At 74.6% G+C, this 25,010-nt stretch carries 24 protein-coding genes; 12 read left to right on the plus strand and 12 right to left on the minus strand.

The genetic code is table 11. The annotated features are described in order from the left end of the window. Positions 1 to 255 precede the first annotated feature (255 nt). The 4 genes from lanKC to CG747_RS19300 all read left to right on the plus strand — a co-directional run bounded on the left by lanKC (position 256) and on the right by CG747_RS19300 (position 6,694). Entirely contained in the window at positions 256 to 2,874 is a 2,619-nt protein-coding gene (gene lanKC / locus CG747_RS19285; RefSeq protein WP_100603005.1) for a class III lanthionine synthetase LanKC, read from the plus strand. Between the two features lie 66 nt (positions 2,875 to 2,940). After that, positions 2,941 to 3,069: a SapB/AmfS family lanthipeptide gene (locus tag CG747_RS19290; RefSeq protein WP_100603006.1), complete on the plus strand. Its 129-nt coding sequence runs from the start codon at positions 2,941 to 2,943 to the stop codon at positions 3,067 to 3,069. 71 nt (positions 3,070 to 3,140) lie between these two features. Next, positions 3,141 to 4,934, plus strand: a complete 1,794-nt coding sequence (locus CG747_RS19295) for an ABC transporter ATP-binding protein (protein ID WP_100603007.1) — start codon at positions 3,141 to 3,143, stop codon at positions 4,932 to 4,934. Positions 4,935 to 5,005: 71 nt separating this feature from the next. Then, on the plus strand, positions 5,006 to 6,694 hold the full coding sequence (locus CG747_RS19300) for an ABC transporter ATP-binding protein (RefSeq protein ID WP_100603146.1): 1,689 nt from the start codon (positions 5,006 to 5,008) through the stop codon (positions 6,692 to 6,694). 24 nt (positions 6,695 to 6,718) lie between these two features. Here the strand turns inward: CG747_RS19300 and CG747_RS19305 are convergent, their stop codons facing one another. Beyond that, the gene (locus tag CG747_RS19305; RefSeq protein WP_100603008.1) at positions 6,719 to 7,306 is read right to left on the minus strand and encodes a response regulator transcription factor; all 588 of its coding nucleotides are present in this window, start codon (positions 7,304 to 7,306) and stop codon (positions 6,719 to 6,721) included. A gap of 365 nt (positions 7,307 to 7,671) precedes the next feature. On the opposite strand from CG747_RS19305, the gene CG747_RS19310 reads away from it, so the two are divergent. Further along, a complete protein-coding gene (locus CG747_RS19310) occupies positions 7,672 to 8,070 on the plus strand; it encodes a hypothetical protein (RefSeq protein ID WP_257980528.1) in 399 nt (132 codons plus the stop codon). 103 nt (positions 8,071 to 8,173) lie between these two features. Here CG747_RS19310 and CG747_RS19315 read toward each other — a convergent pair whose 3' ends face one another. Further along, positions 8,174 to 8,482, minus strand: coding sequence for a hypothetical protein (locus CG747_RS19315; protein ID WP_100603010.1), 309 nt, complete (start codon positions 8,480 to 8,482; stop codon positions 8,174 to 8,176). Positions 8,483 to 8,865: 383 nt separating this feature from the next. Here CG747_RS19315 and CG747_RS19320 point away from each other — a divergent pair, with 383 nt between their 5' ends. Genes CG747_RS19320 through CG747_RS19330 form a run of 3 tightly spaced genes read left to right on the plus strand, consistent with a single transcriptional unit; the run spans position 8,866 to position 14,046 of the window. Continuing rightward, a complete protein-coding gene (locus tag CG747_RS19320) occupies positions 8,866 to 9,738 on the plus strand; it encodes a serine/threonine protein kinase (RefSeq protein ID WP_100603011.1) in 873 nt (290 codons plus the stop codon). A gap of 4 nt (positions 9,739 to 9,742) precedes the next feature. Next, positions 9,743 to 11,923, plus strand: coding sequence for a protein kinase (locus CG747_RS19325; RefSeq protein ID WP_100603012.1), 2,181 nt, complete (start codon positions 9,743 to 9,745; stop codon positions 11,921 to 11,923). Between the two features lie 35 nt (positions 11,924 to 11,958). Then, on the plus strand, positions 11,959 to 14,046 hold the full coding sequence (locus CG747_RS19330; protein WP_100603013.1) for a protein kinase: 2,088 nt from the start codon (positions 11,959 to 11,961) through the stop codon (positions 14,044 to 14,046). 94 nt (positions 14,047 to 14,140) lie between these two features. Here CG747_RS19330 and CG747_RS19335 read toward each other — a convergent pair whose 3' ends face one another. Continuing rightward, positions 14,141 to 14,683 (minus strand): DapH/DapD/GlmU-related protein, encoded by a 543-nt coding sequence (locus CG747_RS19335; RefSeq protein ID WP_180985604.1) that lies wholly within the window; start codon positions 14,681 to 14,683, stop codon positions 14,141 to 14,143. Between the two features lie 213 nt (positions 14,684 to 14,896). Here CG747_RS19335 and CG747_RS48090 point away from each other — a divergent pair, with 213 nt between their 5' ends. After that, the gene (locus CG747_RS48090; protein ID WP_180985605.1) at positions 14,897 to 15,046 is read left to right on the plus strand and encodes a hypothetical protein; all 150 of its coding nucleotides are present in this window, start codon (positions 14,897 to 14,899) and stop codon (positions 15,044 to 15,046) included. 69 nt (positions 15,047 to 15,115) lie between these two features. On the opposite strand, the gene CG747_RS19340 is transcribed toward CG747_RS48090, so the two are convergent. The 4 genes from CG747_RS19340 to CG747_RS19355 all read right to left on the minus strand — a co-directional run bounded on the left by CG747_RS19340 (position 15,116) and on the right by CG747_RS19355 (position 18,991). After that, the gene (locus CG747_RS19340; protein WP_100603014.1) at positions 15,116 to 16,366 is read right to left on the minus strand and encodes an MFS transporter; all 1,251 of its coding nucleotides are present in this window, start codon (positions 16,364 to 16,366) and stop codon (positions 15,116 to 15,118) included. Further along, positions 16,363 to 17,502 carry a PLP-dependent cysteine synthase family protein gene (locus CG747_RS19345; RefSeq protein ID WP_100603015.1) on the minus strand — a complete coding sequence of 380 codons (1,140 nt, stop codon included), beginning with the start codon at positions 17,500 to 17,502 and terminating at the stop codon, positions 16,363 to 16,365. Before CG747_RS19345 ends, CG747_RS19340 begins: the two co-directional genes overlap by 4 nt. 115 nt (positions 17,503 to 17,617) lie before the next feature. Then, positions 17,618 to 17,998, minus strand: a complete 381-nt coding sequence (locus CG747_RS19350) for a hypothetical protein (RefSeq protein ID WP_146022105.1) — start codon at positions 17,996 to 17,998, stop codon at positions 17,618 to 17,620. Positions 17,999 to 18,424: 426 nt separating this feature from the next. Then, positions 18,425 to 18,991 carry a rhodanese-like domain-containing protein gene (locus tag CG747_RS19355; protein ID WP_100603017.1) on the minus strand — a complete coding sequence of 189 codons (567 nt, stop codon included), beginning with the start codon at positions 18,989 to 18,991 and terminating at the stop codon, positions 18,425 to 18,427. An 86-nt stretch (positions 18,992 to 19,077) separates the two neighbouring features. Between CG747_RS19355 and CG747_RS19360 the strand changes: the two genes are divergently transcribed. Further along, positions 19,078 to 19,356: a metal-sensitive transcriptional regulator gene (locus CG747_RS19360; protein ID WP_100603018.1), complete on the plus strand. Its 279-nt coding sequence runs from the start codon at positions 19,078 to 19,080 to the stop codon at positions 19,354 to 19,356. Positions 19,357 to 19,371: 15 nt separating this feature from the next. On the opposite strand, the gene CG747_RS19365 is transcribed toward CG747_RS19360, so the two are convergent. Genes CG747_RS19365 through CG747_RS19375 form a run of 3 tightly spaced genes read right to left on the minus strand, consistent with a single transcriptional unit; the run spans position 19,372 to position 21,885 of the window. After that, positions 19,372 to 20,115 carry a sulfite exporter TauE/SafE family protein gene (locus tag CG747_RS19365; RefSeq protein ID WP_100603019.1) on the minus strand — a complete coding sequence of 248 codons (744 nt, stop codon included), beginning with the start codon at positions 20,113 to 20,115 and terminating at the stop codon, positions 19,372 to 19,374. After that, a complete protein-coding gene (locus CG747_RS19370) occupies positions 20,112 to 20,477 on the minus strand; it encodes a rhodanese-like domain-containing protein (RefSeq protein ID WP_100603020.1) in 366 nt (121 codons plus the stop codon). The genes CG747_RS19365 and CG747_RS19370 overlap by 4 nt, the downstream gene beginning before the upstream one ends. Positions 20,478 to 20,520: 43 nt before the next feature. Next, entirely contained in the window at positions 20,521 to 21,885 is a 1,365-nt protein-coding gene (locus CG747_RS19375; protein ID WP_100603021.1) for an MBL fold metallo-hydrolase, read from the minus strand. Positions 21,886 to 22,124: 239 nt separating this feature from the next. Between CG747_RS19375 and CG747_RS19380 the strand changes: the two genes are divergently transcribed. Together CG747_RS19380 and CG747_RS19385 are read left to right on the plus strand one after the other, a co-directional pair. Beyond that, on the plus strand, positions 22,125 to 22,754 hold the full coding sequence (locus CG747_RS19380; RefSeq protein ID WP_257980553.1) for a maleylpyruvate isomerase N-terminal domain-containing protein: 630 nt from the start codon (positions 22,125 to 22,127) through the stop codon (positions 22,752 to 22,754). 176 nt (positions 22,755 to 22,930) lie between these two features. Next, positions 22,931 to 23,176, plus strand: a complete 246-nt coding sequence (locus tag CG747_RS19385) for a hypothetical protein (protein WP_374701789.1) — start codon at positions 22,931 to 22,933, stop codon at positions 23,174 to 23,176. On the opposite strand, the gene CG747_RS19390 is transcribed toward CG747_RS19385, so the two are convergent. Together CG747_RS19390 and add are read right to left on the minus strand one after the other, a co-directional pair. Further along, on the minus strand, positions 23,151 to 23,906 hold the full coding sequence (locus CG747_RS19390; protein ID WP_146022106.1) for a GntR family transcriptional regulator: 756 nt from the start codon (positions 23,904 to 23,906) through the stop codon (positions 23,151 to 23,153). The genes CG747_RS19385 and CG747_RS19390 overlap by 26 nt on opposite strands. 50 nt (positions 23,907 to 23,956) lie before the next feature. Next, positions 23,957 to 24,967 (minus strand): adenosine deaminase, encoded by a 1,011-nt coding sequence (add, locus tag CG747_RS19395; protein WP_100603024.1) that lies wholly within the window; start codon positions 24,965 to 24,967, stop codon positions 23,957 to 23,959. Positions 24,968 to 25,010: the final 43 nt, after the last annotated feature.

Consider the following 25,010-nt stretch of genomic DNA (forward strand, 5'->3'; position numbering starts at 1 on the left):
GTCCTCGCCGAGTCCGGCTCCGGCCCCGCCGGCCAGGACGAGCTGCACCGCTTCCGCGTCACCCGCTGAACCGCCGCGAAGCGGCGCGCCCGTTGCCGCCCCGCCACCAGGACGACGGGCGCGCCGCACCCCGCCAACGGCCGTTCCCCTTCACTAAAAACATGCATTCCGCACGTCCTCTCCATGACAGGCATGACTGTTTCACCCTTCGCCGGCGTGACAGCGTGGCTGCTGCCACCGCCCGAGGGGAGTGCGATGAACAAGGGGTACGCGGTCTTCTGCGATGCAGACCGGCAGTTCTACGACGCTCCGCACCGCGTCGCCGGCGATCCCGCCGGGCGCACCGCGCCGTACCCGGTGCTGAGCCGGGAACTGCCGGACGGCTGGCAGCGCCACCGCTCGGGCGACTGGCTGGCGTTCCGGCCGCTGGACCGCGAACTGCCCGCCCAGGGCTGGAAGATCCACGTCTCGGCCTGCCCGGACAACGCCGAACGGGTGCTGGCCGCGGTCTGGGACCACTGCGTCCCGCGCTCGGTGGCCTTCAAGTGCATACCGAGCCGCTACCTGCTGCACCAGCGCAACGCCAAGTACGCGGACCGCGGCGCCAGCGGCAAGTTCCTGACCGTGTACCCCGCCGACACGGAGGAGTGCCGGGTACTCGCCGAGGAGCTGTCCGCACTCCTCGCCGGGGAGCCGGGCCCGTACATCCTCAGCGACCTGCGCTGGGGCGCCGGCCCGGTCCACGTCCGCTACGGCGCCTTCACCGAGCGGTACTGCTACGACGAACACGGCGACCGGCGGCCGGCGATCGAGGACGCCCGGGGAAAGCTGGTCCCCGATCTCCGGGAGCCGGCCTTCCGGGTCCCGGACTGGGTTCCGCTCCCGGACTTCCTCGCACCGCACCTGGCCGCCCGCAACGCCACCACCGTCACCGACCTGCCCTACACCATCGAACGGGCCCTGCACTTCTCCAACGGCGGCGGCGTCTACGTCGCCCTCGACCGGCGCACCCAGCGGCGCGTGGTGCTCAAGGAAGCGCGGCCGCACGCCGGTCTGGCCGCGGACGAGGCGGACGCGGTCGCCCGGCTGGCGCGGGAGCGCGACGCCCTGCAACGGCTGTCCGGCCTGGCCTGCGCACCCGAAGTCCTCGACTGGTTCACCCTCGGCGAGCACACCTTCCTGGCGCTGGAGTACATCGAGGGCCGCCCCCTCAACACCTTCTTCGCCCGCCGCCACCCCCTGATCGAGAACGACCCCGGCCCCGCACGACTGGCCGACTACACCGCATGGGCGCTGCGGGTGCACCGCATGGTGTCGGACGCGGTCGAGGAGATCCACGCCCGCGGAGTCGTCTTCAACGACCTCCACCTGTTCAACATCATGCTCGCCGAGGACGAGTCGTCCGTGGTGCTGCTGGACTTCGAGGCGGCCTCGGTCGACGATCCGGACAGCCGCCAGACCGTCGCCAACCCCGGCTTCGTGGCGCCCGCCGACCGCCGGGGCCCGGACGTCGACCGCTACGCCCTCGCCTGTCTGCGACTGGCTCTCTTCCTGCCGCTGACCAGCCTGTGCGCCCTCGACCGGGGAAAGTCCGCGCATCTGGCCCGGATCGCCGCCGAACAGTTCCCGGTGCCGCGGGAGTTCCTGGCGGCGGCGGTCGCGGAGATCACCCGCGGCCGGCCGGCACCGGTGACGGCGGACCGGGACGCGTCCCGCACCGCAGCACCGAGCGCACCCGACGCCTACCTCCCGGTCCGCCTCGACGACTGGCCGCGCAGCCGGGACTCCATGGTCCGCGCCCTGCTGGCCTCGGCCACCCCCGAGCGCGAGGACCGGATCTTCCCCGGCGACATCGCGCAGTTCTCCGTCGCGGGCGGGGGGACGTGCGTCGCCTACGGAGCGGCGGGCGTGCTGTACGCCCTGCACGCGACCGGGGCCGAGCCCTTCCCGGCGGGCGAGGAATGGCTGCTGCGGCGCATGAAGAGCCCGGTGTCGGGCAGCCCGCTCGGCTTCTACGACGGCCTGTCCGGCGTGGCGTGGGTGCTCGACCGACTCGGCCACCGCGAACCGGCCCTGGACCTGGTCGACCTCCTCGCCGAACAGCCGTGGCAGGCGCTCGGCCCGGACCTGCACGGCGGACTGGCCGGCCTCGGCCTGGCGCTCGACGGACTGGCCGCGTCCACCGGCGAACGCGCCCTGCACGAACGGGCGTTGCGCTGCACGGAACTCGCCGTCCACCGGCTCCGGGCCGCCCACCCCACCGCCGGCCAGACGGCCCCGGCGCCCCGCGCCGGACTGCTGCACGGCGCCAGTGGCGTCGCGCTGCTCTGCCTGCGGATGTACGAACGCACCGGCGACACGGGCCTGCTGGACCTGGCCGCCGACGCCCTGCGCGGCGACCTCGACCACTGCGTGCGCAGCGCCGGCGGCACCCTCCAGGTCGACGAGGGCTGGCGCACCATGCCGTACCTCGGCGCCGGCAGCGTGGGCATCGGCATGGTCCTCGACGACTACCTCGCGCACCGCCCGGACGAGGAGTTCACCCGGGCGCGCAACGAGATCGTCCGGGCCGCGCAGGCCAAGTTCTACGCCCAACCGGGCCTGTTCCGGGGCGCGGCGGGAATGGTGCTGTACCTCAGCCGCACCACCGTCACCGGCCCCGGCACCGAACCGGCCGACCTCGGGCGGCAGATCGACTCGCTCTCCTGGGGCGCCGTCCCCTACCAGGGCCATCTGGCCTTCGCCGGGGAGCAGATGATGCGCCTCTCCATGGACCTGAGCACCGGCACCGCCGGATGCCTGCTCGCCCTGGGCAGTGCCCTGCACGACGCGCCCGTGCAGCTGCCCTTCCTCCCGCCGCTGCGGCGGCCCTGAAGCCGGCCCCGGTCACCCGGGACCGTTACCGAAGAGCACACCCGTCCCGTGACGAAAGGAAAACCGATGTCCCTTCTCGACCTCCAGACCCTCCAGACCCCCGAGCCCGAGACCACCGACGAGCTGCACACCGGCAGCCGCGCGAGCCTGCTGCTCTGCGGCGACAGCAGCCTGAGCGTGACCACCTGTAACTGACCTCCGGTCACCCCGGGGCGCACCGAACGCCCCGGGGTGACCGCCCGCACGACGGAGGTGACGTTCCCGCCATGCCCGCAGCCCCTCGTCGTTCCGCCGGGACCGCACCGGCCGCGCGACCCCGCGGCCACGGTGACGCCACCGCAGCCGTACTCCTCGGCGCACTCCGGCACAGCGCGACCGGAACCGTGGCGCTCTGCCTCTGCGCCCTGGCCGTCGCCGCCACCGCCCTCGCCCTGCCCGCCCAACTCGGCCACACCCTCGACCTGGTGCTGGTGGGCGCCCCGGCCGCGCCCGGCGCCCTCGCGCTGAGCGCCGCCCTGCTGGCCGCGGAGGTCCTCCTCGAAGCGCTGATCACCCACACCGGCGGCACCACCACCGCCCGCAGCACCGCCTGGCTGCGCCGCCGCGGCCTGGACCACCTGCTGTCCCTCGCGCCGCACCGGGCCGCCGACCGCTTCGCCCCCGGCGACCTGGTGACCCGCCTCACCGGCAACGCCGCGGAGGCCGGGACCGCGCCCGGCGCCGCGGCCGGGGGAGTGGCGGCCGTGCTCACCCCCCTCGGCGCCCTGCTCGCGCTGGCCCTCACCGACCCCTGGCTGGCCGCCGTGTTCGTCGCCGGACTCCCGCTGCTGGCCTGGCTGTTGCGGTCCTTCACCCGGGACTCCTCTGCCGCCGTGCGCCGCTACCAGCACGCGCAGGCCGAGCTCGCCGCCCGCCTCGTCGAGGCGCTCGGCGGGGCCCGGACCATCGCCGCCGCGGGAACCCTGCGGACCGAACACCGCCGGATCCTCGCCCCCCTGCCGCAACTCGGCGTACACGGACGGCAGATGTGGCGGGTCTACGGGAACGCCGTGGCCGGCAGCGCCTTCCTGGTCCCCCTGCTGACCACCGCGGTACTGGCCGTCGGCGGCATCCGGCTGGCCCACGGCGCCCTCACCGTCGGCGCACTCCTCGCCGCCACCCGCTACGCCACCCTCGCCGCCGGACTCGGCGGCGTGACCGGACAGCTCAACACCCTGGTGCGCGGCCGGTCCGCGGCCCGGCGCCTGGGCGAACTCCTCGCCCTGCCCGCACTCGCCACCGGCTCCCGCCCCCTGCCCGCCGACGGTCCCGGACGGCTCGAACTGCGTGCCGTCACCGTGATCCGCGACGGCGCACCCGCGTTGCGCGACGTGGACCTGGTGGTACCGGGCGGTACGACGATGGCGGTGGTCGGTGCCTCGGGCGCCGGCAAGTCCCTGCTGGCGGCCGTCGCGGGACGACTCGTCGAACCCGACGCCGGGTGCGTCCTGCTGGACGGCGTCCCCCTCGAAACGGTCGACCCGCGCCGGCTGCGCCGAGAGGTCGGCTACGCCTTCGAACGGCCCGCGCTGTTCGGCGACACCCTCGGCGAGGCCATCGGCTTCGGCCCCGACGGACCGGCCGACGAACGCGACGTGGCGGCCGCGGCCCGCGCTGCCGATGCGGACGCCTTCATCCGGCTGCTGCCCCACGGATACCGCACCCCGCCGGACCGGGCGCCGCTCTCCGGCGGCGAGCACCAACGCATCGGACTGGCCCGGGCGTTCGCCCGCGCCGGACGGCTGCTGGTCCTCGACGACGCCACCTCCGGCCTGGACACCGTCACCGAACACCGGGTCGGCCGGGCCCTGCTGCACGGCGTACGGCCGGGCACCCGGCTGCTGATCACCCACCGGGTCGCCACCGCGGCCCGCGCCGACCTGGTCGCCTGGATCGCGGACGGGCGGGTCCGGGCGGTCGCACCGCACGCCCGGCTCTGGCAGGACGCCGCATACCGGGCGGTCTTCGTCCCCGGCGCACCAGACGCCCCGGCCCCCGCGGCACCACGGGCCGCCCCGTGACGGCCCCCGTCCGCCGGCTGCTGCCCCGCGCCGTGCGCTTCCTACGGGCCCGGCCGCGGGCGCTCCTGGTGATGGCGGGCTGGTCCGTCCTGGAGTCCGGCCACACCTTCCTCAGCGGCTACGCCGTCGCGCACGCCCTCGACGCGGGCTTCCTGGCCGGCCGGACCGGTACCGGCCTGGCCTGGCTGGCCGTCGCCGCGGTGGCCGTCGTCCTCGGCGGGACCGCGGGCCGCGGCGTCTTCCGGGGGCTGGCCGAGCTGGTCGAGCCGCTGCGCGACCGGCTGGTGCACGGCGTGGTCACCGCCGCGCTGGGCCGGGCGGTGGCGGACCCGTCCCGCCCGGCCGACAGCGCCGTGGTCTCCCGCCTGACCAACCAGACCGAACTGGCCCGGGACAGCTTCGCCGGCCTGGTGCTGGTGGCCCGCTCCTTCGTCTTCACGCTCGCCGGCGCCCTGTTCGGGCTGCTCTCACTCGCCCCGGAACTCCTGCTCGTCGTCGTACCGCCGCTCCTGGCCGGACTGGCCCTCTTCCTGGCCACCCTCGTCCCGATGGCCCGCCACCAACGGGCCTTCCTGCACGCCGACGAGGCCCTGGCCGCGCAGCTCGGCGCGGTGGCCACCGGACTGCGCGACGTGGTCGCCTGCGGGGCCCAGGACCGGACGGCGGCCCGCACGTACGCCCTGATCGAGGCCGAGGCCCGGACGGCACGCCGCCTGGCGCGCTGGACGGCCGCCCGCAGCCTCGCGCTCGGCATCGCCGGCCAGTTGCCCGTACTCCTGCTGCTGGCCGCCGCCCCCTGGCTGCTGCGGCGGCACCTCACCACCGGGGACGTCGTGGGCGCCCTCACCTACCTGACCCAGGCGCTGCAACCCGCCCTCCAGACCGTGATGCAGGCCCTCGGCTCCGCCGGCACCAGACTCCTGGTGGTCCTCGAACGGCTCACCGGCGGGGCGCCGCCCGCCACGCCCCCAGCGCCACCGACCGTACGGGCGGCCCCGCCCGCCACCGGCCCCCGCGTGGAATTCCGCGCCACCACGTTCTCCTACGGCACCGGCGCCCAACCGGTCCTCCGCGACCTGGACCTCACCGTCGAACCGGGCGAACACCTCGTGGTCGTCGGACCGAGCGGAACCGGCAAGTCCACCCTCACCGGACTCGCCGCCGGCCTGCTCACCCCCACGTCCGGCGAGGTGCGCATCGCCGGCCGGGCGCCGTCCGCGCCCGCCGCCACCGGCCCCGACCCGCACCGCGTCCTCATCCCGCAACAGGCGTACGTGTTCACCGGCACGGTCCGCGAGAACCTGCTGTACCTCTGCCCCGACGGCGCGCCGCCCCAGGCGGTCCAGGCATCCCTGGACGCCGTCGGCCTGGGCCCGCTCGTGGACCGGCTGGGCGGCCCGGACGCCCCACTCGACCCGGCCGCGCTGTCCCAGGGAGAGCGCCAACTGCTCGCGCTGGGCCGGGCCCACCTCTCCCCGGCCCCGCTGGTCCTCCTCGACGAGGCCACCTGCCACCTCGACCCGGCCGCCGAGGAACGCGCCGAACGCGCCTTCCGCGACCGCCCCGGCACCCTCGTGGTCGTCGCGCACCGGATCAGCTCCGCCCGGCGGGCCGATCGCATCCTGGTCCTGGACGGCCCGCACACCGCCCTCGGCACGCACACCGAGCTCCTCCGGCGCTCACCGCTCTACCGCGACCTGGCCGGCGGATGGGATCCGCAGTGCCCGGAGCGGCCCCGGAGCGAGGCCGGCAGCCGTTGACGCGCGGACCGGGCGACCGGCGCCCTACACCCAGCCCGCCGCCTGGGAGATGCGGAGGGCGTCGACCCGGTTCCGGGCACCGGTCTTGCGGTTGATGGCCGCCATGTAATTGCGCACCGTCCCCTTGCTCAGATACAGCTCGCCCGCTATCTCCGGCACACCGGCCCCCTTCGCGAGCAGCCGCAGCACCGTCAACTCACGGGCGGTCAGCGGGATGTCGGCGGCGTGCAGCAGGTCGCGGGACAGTGAGTGGTCGAGGTAGCGCTCGCCCGCCGCGACCAGGCTCACCGCGTGCCGCAGGCGATCCGGTGACGCGTTCTTGTCCACGAACCCGCGGGCCTTCGCGGCCAGCGCCCGCTGCAGCACGCCCGGCCGGCAGGCGCTGGCGAGAACGAGCAGGGCGCAGTCCGGCCCGCCGGGCGGGGCGGCCGTCGGGATCGGGTCGACGCAGTCGCCGTCCACCACGCACACCTGCGGACGGAAGGACCGGGCCGCGCCGGACGCAGTGCTCCAGCAGGCGGCGACCGCCTCGATGTTCTCCTCGTCACGCAGCAGCGCGGCCAGCGCCGAGCGCAGCAGCCGTGTCTCATGAACCACCAGAACCCGGATCACCTGTATCCCTTCGGGCCGGCCGACTCTGGATGCACGGCTGCGATTCTCACCGGCCGGGCCCGACGCCGGGCAGATTCCGGCCTGTCTGACCTGAACAGGCGCTTCACCACCGTATTGACGCACTGCCCAATACATGCCGGACATGGCGGGATCGCACAATGTCCCCCAGGCCGCCCGCCGTGATCCATCCGCCCCGCAGCCCGGCCACCCGTCGTGGCCACCGCGCACGGCCGACCGACCGCCGCCGGGCCGCGGCGCCTCCGCGGCCGCCCGGCGACATTTCCGTAGGAACCGCACAGTGCCCCCGGCGGCCCACGCCACCGCCCGGCGACGCATTCCTGCCACCCTCACCCCATCGGGCGGCCATGGCGTCCAAGTGGCCGAACTTCGTCACCGCGTCGGAGCAACGCGGCGTGATCTTCCGGGCGCTGCTTCGTTGGCGCGGTGATCCCGGCACTCGACCGGGACCAGGACAGGAAGGAAGTTCCGTGATGGGTAAGGCAATGCGCGTGGCCGCTGGAACCGTCGGTGCCGGTGCGCTGCTGTTGTCGGTGGCAGGCACGGCCAACGCGGGCGGCGGCGACCGGTTCGACGAGCGCGTTCGCTGCGCACCCTCGTTCAGCTTCAGCCTGCTGCTCCCGCCGAGGGACGGTTGCCGCACGAACATCGGCATCGACGCCCGCAAGCGGATCGTCAAGGTCGTCCAGAGCGCCGGGGGCAGCATCTACGGCATCGACATTGACGGCCGAGGCGGTCGTCGCTGACACCAGCCCCGCACCCCGGAGCATGCCGCTCCGGGGTGCGGTCGTATCGGCCCCCGCCCTCACCGGGCCGGTCGCGGTGGCGGAAGCCGCACCCCGAAGCCGGTCAGCGCACGTGGGACCACAGGGCCGCCGTCAGCACCGCCGTCCACACCACGCCGATCGCGAGCGCGCCCACGACGGCCTTGGCGTCCGGAACGCGCAGCCCCCGCAGGACGCCCACCGAGCCGAAGGCGACGGTGCCCCCGCAGACCGTGCCGATCAGGAGCACCTCCCCGAAGCCGGGGTGCTCGCGGGCCAGGGTGTAGGCCAACGCGGCGACGAGAACGGTGGCGGCCGTTCCCAACAGGACGAAGAAGAGCCCGCCGAACAGCGGAGCAACGTCGATGGGCCGTTTGCCCTCCGTGCGCTCCACCGCCCGCTCCACCGGCGCGACGCCCCCGCCGTCGCCCCGAGGCCGCCACTGCCGAGCACCTCCTCCAGCCGGTAGCGTCCCGCGATCACACGCCCCGGCTCGGCTCGCCCCACCACTGAAGCCCCCCATCCGCCCGTCGAGTGCAGCCGCACAGTACGCCACACCCGCCGCGCGCATGGGGTTTCCTTCCCCCCTTGCCTCCGGACCGGTCGGCCGCCGCCGGCCGGGCGCACGGCACGGGGTGCGCCGGTCGGAGCCCAGGGCTCGGCGGCCGGGGCGTGCACCATCGTCCCGGCCCCTGGACGCGGACCCGCGTGCCGCGCCCCACCGGGCCGTATATAGGCTCACGGCCGTAACACGCCTGACGGGGGAGAAACACCAGAGTGGAGCAGTTGCGGCAGGACGATCCACCGCGGATCGGGGACTTCGTGACGTTGGCGCGCCTCGACGCGGGCGGCGGCCGGGGCGCACCCGAACGCCGCTACCTGGCTCGCAGCGCCGACGGCGGGCACACCGTCGTGGCGTGCCTGCCCGCACCCGGCAGCGACCGGGCGCGGTGGGCGGCCGAGGCACAGCAGGCGGCCCGCCTGACCCAGCCCGGGTTCTGGCCGGTCGCGCAGCTCGGGGGGACACCGGCCTTCCCCTGGTACACCAGCCCCTATCGGCCCGCGCTGCCGCTGCCGGCCGTGCTGGCCGCGTACGGCGGACCGCTGCCGGAACCGCTGGTCCGCACGCTCGGCGGCGCGCTGGCCGAAGCCCTGGCCTCGGCCCACGTCCTGGGCATCGTGCACGGCGGCGTGTGCCCGGCGGGCGTGCTGCTGACCGCCTGCGGGCCGCTCCTGGGCTGCTTCGGCGCGACCCGCGCCCAGCTCCTCGCCGAGACCTCGCCCGCACCGGACACCGGTCTGGAGACCGGCTGCCTCGCTCCCGAACGGGCCGCGGGCGGCCCCGCGGACCGCGCCGGCGACGTCTACGCCCTGGGCGCCGTGCTGGCGTACGCGGCGACGGGGCACACCGTGCCGGAGCGGGACGAGATCCCCGCCGGCCTGCGCGACCTCATCTCCGCGTGCCGCTCGCGCGACCCGCAGGGCCGACCCGAACCGGCAAGGGTGCTGGGGGAGTTGCTGCCGGGCGCGGCGTACGGCGGACTGGCCGGCGCCACCGAGCCGATGTCGCTGCCCGGCCGCGTCGTCGAGGCGCTGTCCCGTCAGTCGGCGGAGGTCCTCGCCGCCGCACTCCCCACCCACGAGCGCTGAGGCCATGATCTCCCCACTTCTGCACGACGATCCGCACACCGTCGGCCCGTTCCGGATCCTCGCCCGCCTCGGCGGGGGCGGCATGGGCACCGTCTACCTGGCCCGTTCGGCGGGTGGCCGCACGGTCGCGGTGAAGACGCTGCACACCCGCCTCGCCTCGGACACCACGCTGCGCACCCGGTTCCGGCTGGAGGCGGACGCGGCACGCGTCATCGGCTCCGAGCACGGCGCGGTGGTCGTCGACGCCGATCCCCAGGCGCCTACCCCGTGGCTGGCGACGGAGTACGTCCTCGGCCCGCCGCTCGATGCCGCCGTCGAGGCGGGCGGGCCGCTGCCGGAGCCGGCCGTCCGCGCCCTGGGCGCCGCGCTCGCCGCCGGGTTGGAGCAGCTCCACCGCTCGGAGGTGGTGCACCGCGACCTGAAGCCGTCCAACGTGCTGGTGACGGCGCAGGGCCCGCGGATCATCGACTTCGGCATCGCCCGGGCCTTCGGCGACGAGCACCTCACCAGCGTCGGCAGTGCCGTGGGAACACCGGCGTTCATGTCGCCCGAGCAGGCGGCGGGCCTGGAACACGCGGCGGCGGGCGATGTGTTCGCGCTGGCGGGGGTGCTGGTCTTCGCCGCCACCGGCGTCGGCCCGTTCGGCGGCGGGGCCCCCACCGACCTGCTGTACCGCGTCCGGTTCGGCGAACCGGAGCTCGGCCGGGTCCCCGAGGCGCTGCGCCCCCTGCTCGCCCGCTGCCTGGCCAAGGATCCCGCGCTCCGCCCGTCCACCGCCGAGCTGCGGACCGCACTGATCGGTGCCGGTCACGCCCCGGCCGCACCCGGCGACTTCGCGGAGCTGCTGCCCGACGGGGTGCTGCGGGAGATCGCCCGGCGCAGCGACGAGGTGTGGCGCGAGCCCCCGCACCGCCTGCCGCCGCCGGCGCCCACGGAGGCGCCGCGGGCCGAGCCGGCCGCCGCGCCGGGGGTCTCCCGGCGGCGGCTGCTGACCGTGGCCGGCGGCGCCCTCCTGGGGGGCGGGCTCCTCGGTGGCGGGGGCTGGGCCCTGTTCGGAGACTCCGGCGGCGGTGGGGACGACACCCCGAAGAAGGACGCCGTCGAGCGGCCGAAGCCGCCTGCCGTGGTGTGGAGCGCCGCCCTGTGGTGCCCGGAGTCCGGCGGCGAGGTGATGCCGGTGGGCCGCAACCTGGCCATGCGCGCTGGCATCGTGCTGTGCGGCGTCAACGCCGAATCGGGCAGCGCGATGTGGCAGGCGAACATCGAGGAGACCTACCGGTCGGCGACCGACGGGACCCGGATCTACGCCCTGCGCGGGGCCGAGGACGGGGCGTCGCTGGCGGTGTGCGAGGTCGCGCAGACCGACGGGCAACTGGGCAAGCCCCTGGTGGAACTGTCCGCGTTCGCCGGCAAGGAGAAGTTCAACCAACTGCTGTGCGTGGCCGACGGCGTCGCCTACCTGGTGGCCAAGGCCGCCTCCGGCGGGCGCTGGTACCTGGTCGCGGCCGACCTGGGCACGGCCAAGGAACGCTGGCGCAGCCCGGTGGACGGGCCGCAGGCCGAGGGCACCCCGCCCGCGCTGTGCGGCACCGTGGCGGGGTCCCGGGTGGTGCTGTGCGGCGGCCCGGCGCAGGGCTCGAAGTTCCTCCGGCTGTCCGTGCACGACAAGGCCGACGGCCGCCAACTGTGGCACCTGTCCGAGACGTTCGCGGGCGCACCCCCGACCCGGCTGGTCGTCGACGACCGCAACATCTACACGGGCGCGGAGAGCCTCACCGCCCGCCGCCTGTCCGACGGCGGGCTGGCGTGGCTCTTCGGCATGGGGCGGGACACCGGCGGCAGCGCGGGGGAGGAGCGCCGCTACGGCGCGCCCGTCGTCCAGGACGGCGTCGTCTACTGCACCGAGGCGGACCGCGGACTGCTCGCCGTCGACGCCCTCTCCGGCACGCTCAACTGGCAGGAGAAGGGGCTGTCCGGCAGGAAGACCCTGCGGGATGTGGCCGTGGCGGTCGGCAAGCGGTACGCCTACTGCGCCGACGACAAGGGCGTACGCGCCGTCGACCTCAAGGCCCACCAGGCCGTCTGGACCTACGAGGCCACCCCCGTCGTCCTGACCGCCGACGCCGAGACCAGCCACCTGTACGTCCGCCAGGAGAAGCGGACCGTCGCCCTCCCGCTCGCCTGACCCACCGCCCCTCACCATCCAGGAGACGACCACCCGTGAAACCCCTCGGCCAGGGAGACCCGCTGCGCCTGGGCCCCTACCGCCTCCACGGCGTCCTCGGCGAGGGCGGCATGGGCAAGGTGTACTTCGGCGTGGACGCCTCCGGACGCCCCGCCGCGGTGAAGGTCCTGCTGCCGGAACTCGCCCACGACGGGCACCTGGCCGAGCGTTTCCTCCGCGAGGCGCGGACCGCGCAGGCCGTGACCAGCGAGGGCGTCGCACGCGTCCTGGCAGCCGAGTTGGAGGGCGGCCGGCCGTGGATCGCCACCGAGTTCCTGGCCGGACCCACGCTGGACGACGCCGTCACCCGCTTCGGCCCGCTCGACGACGCCGCCGTGCGGGAGTTGGCGCGGTCACTGGCCCGCACGCTCCAGGACGTGCACGCCACGGGACTCGTCCACCGGGACGTGAAGCCTCCCAACGTCGTCCTCACCTCGGGCGGCCCCCGCCTGATCGACTTCGGCATCGCCCGCCCCGAACACGGCCTGACCCTCACCCGCACCGGACAGATCCCGGTCACCCCCGGCTACGGCGCGCCGGAACAGGTCCTCGGACAGCGCGTCGGACCGGCGGCCGACGTCTTCTCCCTCGGCGCCGTCCTCGCCTTCGCCGCGGCCGGCCGGCCGGCGTACACCGGCGCCGAGATCACGGCCGTCCTGTACGAGGTCGTACACGGCGAACCCGACCTGGCGGCCGTGCCCGAGGCCCTGCGGTACCTCCTCACGCCCTGCTTCGCCAAGGACCCGGCGGCCCGCCCGCAGCCCGGCCAGGTCGCCGACGCCGCGGCGCCCCCGAGGCAGCCCGGGAAGCTGTGGAAGTCGGGTCGGCTGGGGGACGAGATCCGGCAACGGGAGGCGGTGGCACGGCGCCTGACGTCCCAGTCGGCCGGTCCTCCGCCCGCCGCCGGGTCCGCCGCGCCCGGCGGCGGACCCGGCCTCACCCGGCGGCGGCTGCTGGTCGCCGCCGCGGGCGGCGGGGCGCTGCTGGCCGGGGCGGGCGGCACCGCCTGGTGGCTCAACCGCGCCGACCCCCCGCCCGACCCCTTCGACATCCCGCCCGCCGCCCAGGTGCAGGCCGCGTCGCTGGGCTCCGCCGCCGGCACCCCCACGCCGCTGTGGGGCCCCCTCCAGGACGTCGCCGACGCCGGGTCGCCGGCTCCGCTGCCGGTGCGCGACGTGGTGGTGTTCGGCGCCGCCGGCGGCGGCATCGCGGCACGCCGGGTCACCGACGGCCGGGAACGGTGGCGGGTCCGCGACGCCAAGGCCGCCGCCGGCTACCTCTCGATCGGGGACCGCCTGGTGGCCACCGCCGACGGCGGGGGAACACTGCGCACCTGGGTCGCCGCCACCGGATCGCCCCGGTGGACGGTGGACGCGCAGGCGGCCGCCCTGCTGGCCGCGGACGCCCACGCCGTCTACCTGCTCACCACCGACGGGCGGCTGCGCTGCGTCGGCACCGACGGGAAGGTGCGCTGGACCCGGCAGCCCCCGTTGGCGCTGTCCGGCGGTCACCCCGTCGCCGCGCTCGGCTCCGGCCACCTGGTGCTGTGCACGCAGACCGGCGACGTGGCCGCGGTCCGCGCCGACAACGGCGCCCGAGCCTGGGTCCGCAGGGGTCAGGCCGACGGAGCGCTGCGCCCCGCCGTCGACGGCGGCACCGTCTACCTCGGCGGCCGCACCCTGGTCGGGGTGGAAGTCGCCGGCGGCCGCCAACTGTGGTCCCTGGACCCGATACGCCCGCCCAGGCGCGGCGCCGGCGGCTGGGGACCGCCCACCGTGGCGGGCGGCGTGGTCTACGCGCTGGACTGCGACGCGATGCGCTCGGTGCACTCCGACGGCAGCCAGGCCACCGCCCCGGTGATGGTCGCCGGCGTCGTCCCGCCGTGGCTGCCCCCGGTCGTCCAGGGCAACGGCGCCTGGATCGTGGAGAGCGAGGAGACCGGAGTGACCGGTATGCCCCGCTCGGGAGAGGGCCACCCCCAGACGTACCCCCTCTCCGGCGGCCAACCCCGGTCCATCGCCGCCGGCGGCAACCGCCTCTTCGTCCTCAACCACGCGACACTGCTGGCGCTGCCGGTGTACTAGATGATCCGTTCCACGGGGCCGGTGAGCGTACGGGGTGAGCGGGCGGAGGGCGTCCAGCCCCTCTGGACCGGATCCGGTTGCCTCGGGGCGGTCGTCACCACCGCCGGTTCACGGTTGCCTTGCCGCCGGTCACCAGGCTTGCCGGTGGCACGTCGTCGGCCACGACCGCGCCGGCGGCGACCACGGCATCACGGCCGATGGTGACGCCGGGCAGGATGGTGGCACCGGCACCGATCCACACGTTCTCCGCGACGTCGATGGGCGCGCCGGTGAGGTACAGCCGCCGCTCCTCGGGATCGACCGGGTGGCCGCTGGTGATGAACGTGACCTTCGGGCCGATCATCACGCGTTCGCCGAGCCGGATGCCGGCGTAGTCCAGGAACGTGCAGTTCTGGTTGATGAACACGCGCTCGGCGAGGTCGAGATGGAGGCCGTGGTCCGTGTAGAAGGGCGGATAGATCGTGACCCGCGGCGGCAGCGGCTTGCCGAGGATCTGCTCGAACAGTTCCGCCTTGCCCGCCTTGTCCTCGAAGGGCAGGACGTTCAGGCGGGAGGTGAGCTCGGTGACCTCCCGGACCCTCTCGGCCATGGACTGGAACTCGGCGCTGTGGATGCGCATGAGACGGTCGCTGGACATGCCGCGATCCTTTCTGGTGTACCGGTGACCGGTAGGACTCGCTGGATGATCGATTGCAGCGGGCCCGCGGAGACGAGAAAGAGGGCGCCCAAGGTCGTTCTCTGACGAACAACCGGGACACCCTCGCGACGGCACTCTATGCGACGACCGACGACCTGCCGGCGGAACGTCCGGATCCGGCGCCGTGACGGCCGGCTGGGGGGATCGCCGCGGGTGCGGAACCGGCGCGATGTGAAGCCGGGGACGTACGAGGTCGGTTTCGTGGACGGCTCCTGGGCCACGGTGTTCATCGGGGCCCAGGGGTGGACGCGGTTCGAGCGGGCGTTCAGCCATCGACTGGGGCCCGCCGATCCCATCCCCTGATATTGCCCGCTTCCCGCCCCGCGGCTCCGGGCGGCCCGCGCCGTACGGCGGGCCGCCCGGAGCCGCGGCCTACGCTGCGGCGGGCTGGGGCTGCGGGGCGGTGAGGTGTCCGGTTCGGGCGAGGGCGGCGACCGCCGCGGCACAGGCCGTCCCGGTGGCCGTCAGGGCCGCCCAGGTCAGCCATGTGGCGTGCTGGCGCCCGGCGAAGTCCCAGAGCGCGCCCGTGCCGAGGTTGCCCAGGGTGATGCCCAGTCCGGAGACGGTGTTGTAGAGGCCGTAGTGGGTGGCGACCAGGCGGTTGCCGGACAGGGCGACGACCGTGTCCATCTCGAAGGGGTAGACGATCGCGGATCCGGCAGCGAGCAGGACCACGGCCAGCACCAGGGAGATGAGCACGGCGGTTGCGGAGCCGCGTGGGCTGAGGGCGAGCGGCACGAACGCGAGCCCCATCGCGGTCAGGCCGCGGACGAGGGCGTCACTGGGCTGCCAGCGGTCCTTGGCCCAACGGGTGAGCCGCAGTTGGCCCACCACGGCGACCGCGGCCGAGACGACGAACAGCCCACTGGTGACCGTGGTGCCCTTGGTTCCGAGGGCGTCGGTCGCGGCGAGCGGCAGGGCGAGGTAGACCTGGAAGGTCAGCACGTAGGAGCCGATCATCGCGGCGGAGAAGAGCAGGAACGGCCGGTTGGCCACGACGCTGCGCCACTGGGTGAGCACACTGTCCCGCCTGCTGTCCCGCCCGTGTGGGCGATGCGCCGGGAGCGCACGCCACTGCAGCAGGGTGAGGAGGGCGAAGATGCCGGCCGCGACCGTGCACACGAGCTGGAAGTCGGTGGCCAGCAGGGCGAGTCCGACGAGCGGGCCGAGCAGCATGCCGGCCTGGTAGTAGACGTTGAAGGTGGCGAAGGCGTCCACCCGGCGTTCGCCGGCTTCGGCGGCGAGGTAGGCGCGGACCGCCGGGTTGAACAGGGCGCCGGCGAACCCCGTCGCGGCGGAGGCCACGAGCAGGGTGGGCAGGTCGTCGACCCAGCCGAGCAGGCCGAAGCCCAGGGTGCGCAGCAGGCATCCGGCCATGATGGGGATCTTGTGGCCGAGGCGGTCGGCGAGGGTGCCGCCGATGAGGAACATGCCCTGCTGGGAGAAGTTGCGGACGCCGAGGACGAGGCCGACGGCCCAGGCGGCGAGGCCGAGGCCGTGGGACAGATGGGCGGCGAGGTACGGCATGAGCATGTAGAAGGCGAGGTTGATGGCGAACTGGTTGGCCATCAGCAGTCGCGCGGCGGGCGGGAAGGACCGGGTCTGCTGCCACAGGTGCTTCATCGGGCGGCTCCCACGAGGTCGTGGCCTTCGGGGCGGGCGAGGGGGGCGGTGACGCGCGTACAGCGGGTCCAGCGGGTGACGGTGCGCTCCCGGGGGTCGTCGATCTCGTCGGGGGCGTCGGCCGGCGGGCGCCCGAGCAGGTTGTTGCTGCGGCAGTAGGCGTTGTCGAAGACCGTGCCGACGTAGCGTTGCGGCCCGTCGGGGAAGACGGCGACGATCCGGTTCTCCGGGGGCAGCGTGCTGGCCAGCCAGCGGGCGACCAGCGCGACGGCTCCGACGCTCCAGCCGCCGGTGGCGTAGTGCTCGCGGGCCAGGCGGCGGGCCGCCCACACCGCTTCCGGGGCGGCCACCCAGTGGACCTCGTCGAAGAGGCCGTAGGCGACGTTGCGCGGGTGGATGCTGGAGCCGAGGCCGCGCATGAGGCGGGGGGCCGCGGGCTGACCGAAGATCGTCGAGCCGGTGGTGTCGACCCCGACGACGCGCAGGTGCGGGGAGTGCCCGCGCAGCACCGAGCCGATGCCGGCGGAGTGGCCGCCGGTGCCGACGGAGACGACGAGGGTGTCGATGCGGCCGAGCTGCGCGACGAGTTCGTGGGCCAGTGGGGCGTAGGCCGCGACGTTGTCGGGGTTGTTGTACTGGTCCGGGGACCAGGCGTCCGGGTGGGCGGCGAGGAGTTCCTCGACGCGCTGTCGGCGGGCCGCCTGCCAACCGCCGTCCCGGTGGGGCGCGGCAACCACGTCGACCTCGGTGCCGTGTGCGGCGAGCAGCCCGGTCATCAGCGGTTCCATGCCGGGGTCGGTCACCACGGTGACCGGATGGCCGTAGGCCGCGCCGGCCAGGGCCAGGCCGAGTCCCAGGGTGCCGGAGGTCGACTCGATGATGCGGGCGCCGGGTCGGAGCTGCGCTCGCTCCAGGGCGGCGCGGACCATGTGCAGGGCGGTGCGGTCCTTGATGCCGCCGGGGTTGTGGCCTTCGAGCTTGGCCCAGAAGCCGCGGCCCGCGGCGGTGAAGGGTTCCCCGATCCACAGGACGGGGGTGTCGCCGACCAGGCCGGCGGGGGTGTGCAGGGGGTGTCTGGCCTCGGCCGGGGACTGGGCCGGAGGAACGGGCGAAGTGGTGCGGAGCGGGTGGTTCATGGCGTGCTTCTCCTGCGGACGGCGCGGTGAGGGCAGCCGGCCGGTGGGTGAGGAAGGGAGCGGAGGCGATCGTTCGTCGTGCGGTCCGCCGGGAGTGGGGACCGCGCGGGGGCGATCAGTTCCGCCACACGCCGAGCAGGGCCCGCGTCGCTCCGCCCGGCACCGTTGTGGACCGCGCGCGGGCGGGGTGAGGCGCGGATGGTGGGATGCCCGGGTGGAGGCCGGCGGAGCCGGACGGCACGGCTGCGACGAGGGCCGACGCGGCCAGGTCGTCTTCACGCGATGCCTGGACGGTCGGCTGGTCCAGGGCGCAGCAATGGGTTTCCCGGTCGGGGGCGGGTGCACCGCGCCCGGGTGCGGTCCCCCGGTGCCCGTCCGCAACGAGTCGGTCGCCGGTGGCGGATGACGCGTACGACGGGAGGTCGGCGCGGAGGGCGGGGGCCGCGGTCGGGCCGTGTGCGCACCCCAGGATGTGCAGGAGCGTGGTCAGCAACACGACGGCCACCGCTCCGGCCCACGGACCGGAGCGGCTGCTTCGCGTCGGCGACTCAACCCGCATAGTCACGAAGCGTAATTCCGACGGTGCGTAAAGTGCTCGCCGGGAATGCCGCGCGGTGCGCCTGGGGTCGCCGGACGGGATGCCGGGGTTCCGCTGCTGCGAGGCCCTCCGGGGCGGTGTGGCCGGTCTCCGCGACGTCGGTATTCCGCATCGGTGATCACCGCATCGAGTGAACCCGGACATCCGTCGGGCCGGGCAACGGCCCGGCCGGACGCGGAGGGCCGCCCCCGTCCCTGTTCGTCGGCGCCCTCGCCGGCGGCCACGCGCTGCGGGAGTGGCCGTAGCCGCAGGGCCGCAGGGCCGCCCCGCGAGCGCGGGCGGCCCGTTGCGCGGTACCGGTTCAGTGCCTCGATGAGCCCCGGGTCAGTGCTGCAGGGCGTGCAGGGTGGCGTCGAGGTCGGTGGTGCGGGGCTGGTTGTGGGGGAGTTTGGCGAGGACGGCGGCCATACCGCAGGTGTTGGTTGCGGCGGAGAAGACCAGGCCGGTGCCGACGGCGGCGGACAGCCAGCGGGCGGGGCGCCAGCGGGTGCCGGCGGCGAGACCGAGGACGACGAGGGATCCGGCGGCGAGGCGGACCTGGCGTTCCATGGGCCAGACGGCCCGGGCGCCCTCGGGGCGGTGGAGCGGGTGGCCTTCGCCGGCCCAGGCGGTGGTGCCGCCGGTGAGGGTGCCGGCGGGGATGTCGGCGGCGGCGAGTTCGGTGCAGGCGGTGGCGGAGCGGTTGCCGCTGGCGCAGACCATGAGGAGTTCGCCGCGGGCGGCTGCGGCCTTGAGGGCCGGCAGGGCGGTGTGCAGGTGGTCGAGGGGGATGTTGTGGGCGCCGGGGAGGTGGCCGGTGGCGTATTCGCCGGGGGTGCGCACGTCGATGACGACGTAGGCGTCGAGACGGGCGGCGGCCTGGGAGGGGAGGAGGGCGGTGGGGGTGGTCATGTGCGGGATGGTCCTTCCGTGGTGACCCTGGGGTCGGGTGTCCGCACCCGGTATGATACCCCTAGGGGTATTTATGGAGGTTGACGATGGCATTGGAGATGGCGGCCGACGATCTGAAGTCGGTGCTGAACCGGCTGCGGCGGGCCCAGGGGCAGATCGCGGGAATCATCAAGATGATCGAGGAGGGCCGGGACTGCGAGGACGTGATCACGCAGCTCGCGGCGGTCTCCCGTGCGCTGGACCGGGCCGGTTTCGCGATCATCGCGACCGGCCTGCAGCACTGCATGGCCGAGGGCGGGCAGGCGACCGGCGACCGGGACGAGATGCGGGCCCGGCTGGAGAAGCTGTTCCTGTCCCTGGCCTGAGGGGGGCCGCCGTGTTCATGCGATCACGTCGATGAGCATGAACACGGCCACCGCCAGGAGCACGCCGGCGAACGCCTTCTGCAGGCTGCCGCCGGAGACCTTGGCCGCGAGGCGTTTGCCGTCCCAGGCGCCGAGGATCGCCGCCCCGGTGAACGGTCCGATCAGCGCCCAGTCGAGTCCGCCGCCGCTTCCCGCGCGGGCGATCAGTGCGGCGAGTGAGTTGACCGTGATGACGAGCAGACTGGTTCCCACCGCCCGCCGCATGGTCAGGCCCAGGACGCCCACCAGGGCCGGGACGGCGAGGAACCCTCCGCCGACGCCGAGGAAGCCGGTCACCGCGCCGAGGCCGGCGCCCGCCCCCGCCGCCTTGCCCGGCCGTATCCGCGCCGGTGGCCGGGCGGCGGCCGGACGGAACATGCGCGCCGCCGCCAGCGCGGCGATCACGGAGAACGCGACGGTCAGGACCGCTTCCGGCACGCGGCCGGCGGCTGCTCCCGTGAGATAGGCGGGGACGAAACCGGCTGCGGCGAACAGCGAACCGGTCTTCCAGGCGACATTCCCGTCCTGTGCGTGGGCGTACAGGGCGGTGGCGGAGGTGGCGGCCACGATGATCAGGCTGGCAGTGGTGGCCGCTGCCGGGGTGAAGCCGAGCAGGTAGATCAGGGCGGGCACGGCCAGGACGCTGCCGCCGCCTCCCAGGGCTCCGAGGGCGAGACCGATGACGGCCCCGGCGAGGACGGCGATGACGAGGGCGGTCACGCTATCCGACCGCTGTTCCCGCGTTCGACGCCGACCGGGTATCCGGCGGCGGCCCACGCGTTCATGCCGCCCCTGACGTCCACGGCCCGCTCGCCGCGCCGGCCGAGGAGTTCGGCCGCCTGCCGGGAGCGGTGTCCGCTGCGGCAGATCACCACCAGCGGCCTGCCCGCCGCCTCGGCGGGCAGGGCGCCGCCGGCGACGAGCCCGGACAGCGGGGCGTGCACCGCGCCGGGGGCGTGCCCGGCGTTCCATTCGGGCTTCTCGCGCACGTCGAGCAGGACCGCCGCCGGGGTGGCGCCGCTGACGCGGCTGCGGGCTTCTTCCACGGTGACGCGGGGCTGGTTTCGGCGGAAGCGGAACATGGCGCTCTGCCCTCTCCTTCTTCTGTGTCGTGCGGCGGGTGGGTCAGCCGGTGGTCAGGGGCAGGCCGGCATCGGCGGCGGCGTCGAAACCGTCGTCGACGGCGACGACGTCCCGGCCGGTCGCGTCCAGCAGGGACGCGGCGATCGCGGCGCGCATGCCGCCGGCGCAGTGCACCCACACCGTCCCGGGCGGCACTTCGCCGAGGCGGCCGTGGAGTTGGTGGAGGGGGATGTGCGCCGAGCCCTCGATCCAGCCCTGCGCGCGCTCGGAATCACGGCGGACGTCCAGGACCACCACGTCATCGGTGCCGCGTGCGGCGAGCCCGGCGAACGTGGAGCGGGGGAAGGAGGCGGGCTTCTCGCCCCGGGGGAGCCAGGCGTCGGGGCCACCGGTCGCGGCGGCGGCCGGGCGGTCGATGCCCACCCGCACGAGTTCGCGCTGGGCGGCCGCGAGCTGCTCGGCCGATTCGGCGAGCAGGGTGACCGGCTTGCCCCAGGGGATCATCCAGGCCAGGTAGGTGGCGATCTTGCCGTCCGCCTCGAAGTTGAACGAGCCCGCGACGTGCCCCTCGGCGAACGCGACGCGGCTGCGCAGGTCGACCACCCATTCGCCGGCCGCCAGGCGTGCGGCGATCTCGGCGGCGTCGGCGAGCGCGGGCGGGGTCAGGTCGACCGGGTCGGGGCCCGCCGCGTTGGCCGGGCCCATGTGCACGTAGTAGGCCGGTACGTCCTCCAACCCGGCCAGCAGGTCGGCGACGAAGGTGTCGACGTCGACGGTGAGTGCGGTGTTGGTGGCCTTCTCCTTGCCGATGGTGGTCCGGTCGCCCTCGGACTGGGCCGAGGAGCAGAAGCTGCCGAAGCCGTGGGTGGGCAGCACCGCCGTCTCGTCCGGCAGGCCGGCGGCCAGGCGGTGGGCGGAGGCGTGCTGGGCGCGGGCCAGGCGCTCGGTCAGCCGCGGCTCGACCAGGTCCGGCCGGCCTACCGTGCCGATCAGCAGCGACCCTCCGGTGAACACGGCCACCGGCCGGCCCGCCTCCCGCAGCACGTAGGAGGTGTGGTGCGGGGTGTGGCCCGGGGTCGCCAGCGCGGCCAGCGCCACCCGGCTGCCGGGGTCGATCTCCACGGTGTCGCCGTCGGCGACCGGTATGCGGGCGAACGAGACGTTCGCGTCGGCCGGTACGAGGTACTGGGCGCCGGTGATGCGGGCGAGTTCGAGGCCGCCGGTGACGTAGTCGTTGTGCACGTGGGTCTCCACCACGTGGGAGATCCGCACACCACGCCGGGCGGCTGCCGCCAGGACCTGGTCGATGTCGCGCGGCGGGTCCACCGCCACCGCGGCGTTCTCGCCGCCGGCCAGGTAGCTGCGGTTGCCGAGCCCTGCCAGCTCGATGGTGTCGACGAAGAACACGCGGACGCTCCTTTCGCGGGGGAAATTACCCCTGGGGGTATCTGTCACCACCGTAACACCAGTACCCCCGGGGGTATATTCCGTGGACGGGTCGCCATGCCCGGGTGGGCGTCCGGCGACTCCCGGATCCACCCGGGGCGCCTGCCGGGCTCCGGCGGCGACTTACGGGGCGCGGGTGGCCGACCGGGCGTGGGACGGCCACCAGTAGCCTGCGCGGATGACGCATTCCGCACCCGCAGATCCGGGTCAGTGGCGAGCATGTTCGCGCGGCTGTCGCGCACTGTGTCGCCACTCTTTCCGGCGCCCCCTCCACCCAGTGGCAGGCAGCCGCCGGCCAGCTGGAGTGGACGTGCTGGGAGACCCTGGAGCATCTCGCGGACGACCTGCTCACCTATGCGCTGCGCTTCGGGCTCGCGCACCCGGGCGGCGTCCCGCGCGTACCCCTGCGTACTTCCACCGATCGCCCCCGAGGGCCGGCCAACGTCATCTTCGGCGACCCGGCGGCGGGGCCGGAGGGCCTGCTGACCGTCGTCGAGGCGTGCGGCGGACTGCTGGCGACCGTCGTGGACAGCGCCGCGCCCACCGCGCTCGCCCCGCACGTCTTCGGCGCCTCCGACCCGGAAGGGTTCGCGGCCATGGGCGTCGTCGAGACCCTCGTGCACACCCACGACATCGCTCGCGGGCTGCAGCGCGACGGGGACCCACCGGAGGACCTGAGCAAGCGCGTACTCGCCCGGCTCTTCCCCGACGTGACCCTCGCGGACAGCGCCTCGTCCACGCTCCTGTGGGCTACCGGACGCCTCGAAACGCCCGCCCGTCCTCGCCGGAAGGACTGGCGCTGGTACGGAGCGCCGCGCGGGCGGCACTGACCCGCGCCCTCGGTGGGGAACGGCGTCCGGTGGCGTCGCCAGGACGGCGTGCGGGCGGGGTTCACGGTCTCGGCCGGGGCGGTCGCCCGTAACCCGCTCCGGCCGCCTCCTCGGGCGGTCGCGCGGTGGTGGTGCGGCGCGACCCGAGACGCTCGTCCCCGGGCGAGCACCCGGCCGTGTTCCACCTGTCGGTGGCCGAACAGGGCGCGGAACTCTATGCGTTCATGGTGCGGGGTACGGAGATCCAGCGCTCCGGCGCGATACCCGAGGCCCTGGACCCCGCCAGGCTGTTCCGCCCGGAGGACACCGGACCGGACTGTGAACTGCGCGTGCTGGAGGCCCTGCACACCGAACTCGGCCTCTCGCTTCCGCCTGCCGCCTCGACGGTCCCGGGGCTCATGGGGCCGGTTCGACGCGGGTGAGGTGGAGACCGATGCCGTAACCCGCGATGACCGTCAGGGTGTAGGCGTCGACGGGGACGCGGTCGGCGTCGTAGGCGATGCCGGTGATGGCCAGTGCGGGGTCGCCTGAGGACGCCCCGCACCGTTCGGCGTCCTCGGCGTCCAGCAGGGCGGGTTCGACGCGTTGCAGGCTTTCGGCGACCCGCCTTCGCGCCAGCGTCAGCGCGTCGACGAGGGTGGGGCCGGCCGCGAGGACATCGGCGGTGATGCGGTCGGCCACGGCCTGCGGGACGATGTCCGTCGCGATGCCGTAAGGGACGCCGTTGCGGAGCCTGGTGGCGCGGTAGCGGACCACGGGTGCGCCCACCGGGATCTTCAAGCGCGCGGCCAGGGCCTGGTCGGCACGGAGGGTGTCCTGGACGCGGGCGCGTTCGCGGACGTGGTGGGCCTCGTTGTCCAAGTCGTCGAGGAAGCCGGTGTAGACCGGCCCCGACCGGGGGGACAGCGGCTCGATGGGCAGGGGGTCGGCGACGTAGCTGCCCGAGCCGCGGCGGCTGACGACGTACCCGGTGTCGCGGAGTTCGCCCAGCGCCTGGCGAACGGTGCTGCGGCTGGCCGACATGGCCGCGGCGAGGTCGTCCTCGCTGGGCAGCCGCTGCCCGGGAGGGTGGTGCCCGGCCAGGATGCGGCTCTTGAGCGACATCGCGATACGCACGTACAACGGGCGGTCCGGCCCTGGGGGGCGTGCCACGGCGGGTTCCTCCTGCTAGCGGGTGCCGACCGCGGTCGCGTCGCAGTCCCTCATGGGCGGGTCTCCTGGAGTTCACGGGCGACGGCGGCCTTGGTCGCGGCAGGGGCGTAGGAGGCGCTCAGCGCGGTGATCTGGGCCTCCAGCAATGCCTGACGGGAGAAACCGTGCAGGTCATGAGCGGTCCGCAGCTCGTCGTTGAGGGTGGTCTGGAAGTAGGCGGGGTCGTCGGTGTTGAGCGTCACCGCCAGCCCCGCCCGGGCCAGTTCGCCCAGCACATGGCTCTCCGCGTCCTGCACGAGGCGGAGGGCGACATTGGAGGCGGGCGCCACCTCCAGGGGGATCCGCTGCTCGGCGAGGTGGGCGACGAGTGCCGGGTCGTCCAGGCAGCGGATGCCGTGCCCGACGCGATCCGCCTTGAGCGCCCGCAGGGCTCCCCAGATGCTCGCGGGACCGGCGGTCTCGCCGGCGTGCGGGAGTGAAGCCAGCCCGTTGGCCCTGGCCTTGGCGAACGAGGAGGCGAACAGCTCCGGCGGGAAACCGTGTTCCACGCCGCCCAGCCCCAGTCCGACCACCGCTTCGGGAGCGTCCGGGCCCAGCAGGAAGTCGACGGTGCGGTGGGAGTCGGGGGCCTCGGCATTGCGGACGATGTCGCAGATCCAGCCGATCTCCACCCCGTGCTCCGCGCGGGCCCGTCGACGTCCCTCGTCGAGCCCCGCGGCGTACTCCGCCAGCGCGATACCGCGGTGGTGGTGGCCCATGGGGGAGGTGGTCACCTCCGCGTAGCGGACGTTCTGCGCCGCCAGTTCGGCGGCGAGCGCGACGGTGGCGTCCGCGAAGTCCTCCGCGTTGCGCAGCACTCTCAGCCCCGTCATGAAGAGCCGGCCGAAGTCCTCGAAGCTGCCGAACCGGTACAGCCCGGTCAGCTCCTCGGCGCTCCGCGCCCCCAAGGTGACGTCGTTCCGCTCCGCCAGCGCGAACAGCGTCGCGGGCCGCAGCGAACCCTCCAGGTGCACATGCAGCTCCACCTTCGGCAGCCGCTGGATCCACTCGTCGATTCCCATGATCCCCCCATCTGTATGGCTCACCGTACAGATGATTTGTACG

This window comes from Streptomyces sp. CB02959 (assembly GCF_002803155.1).
Lineage (GTDB): Bacteria > Actinomycetota > Actinomycetes > Streptomycetales > Streptomycetaceae > Streptomyces.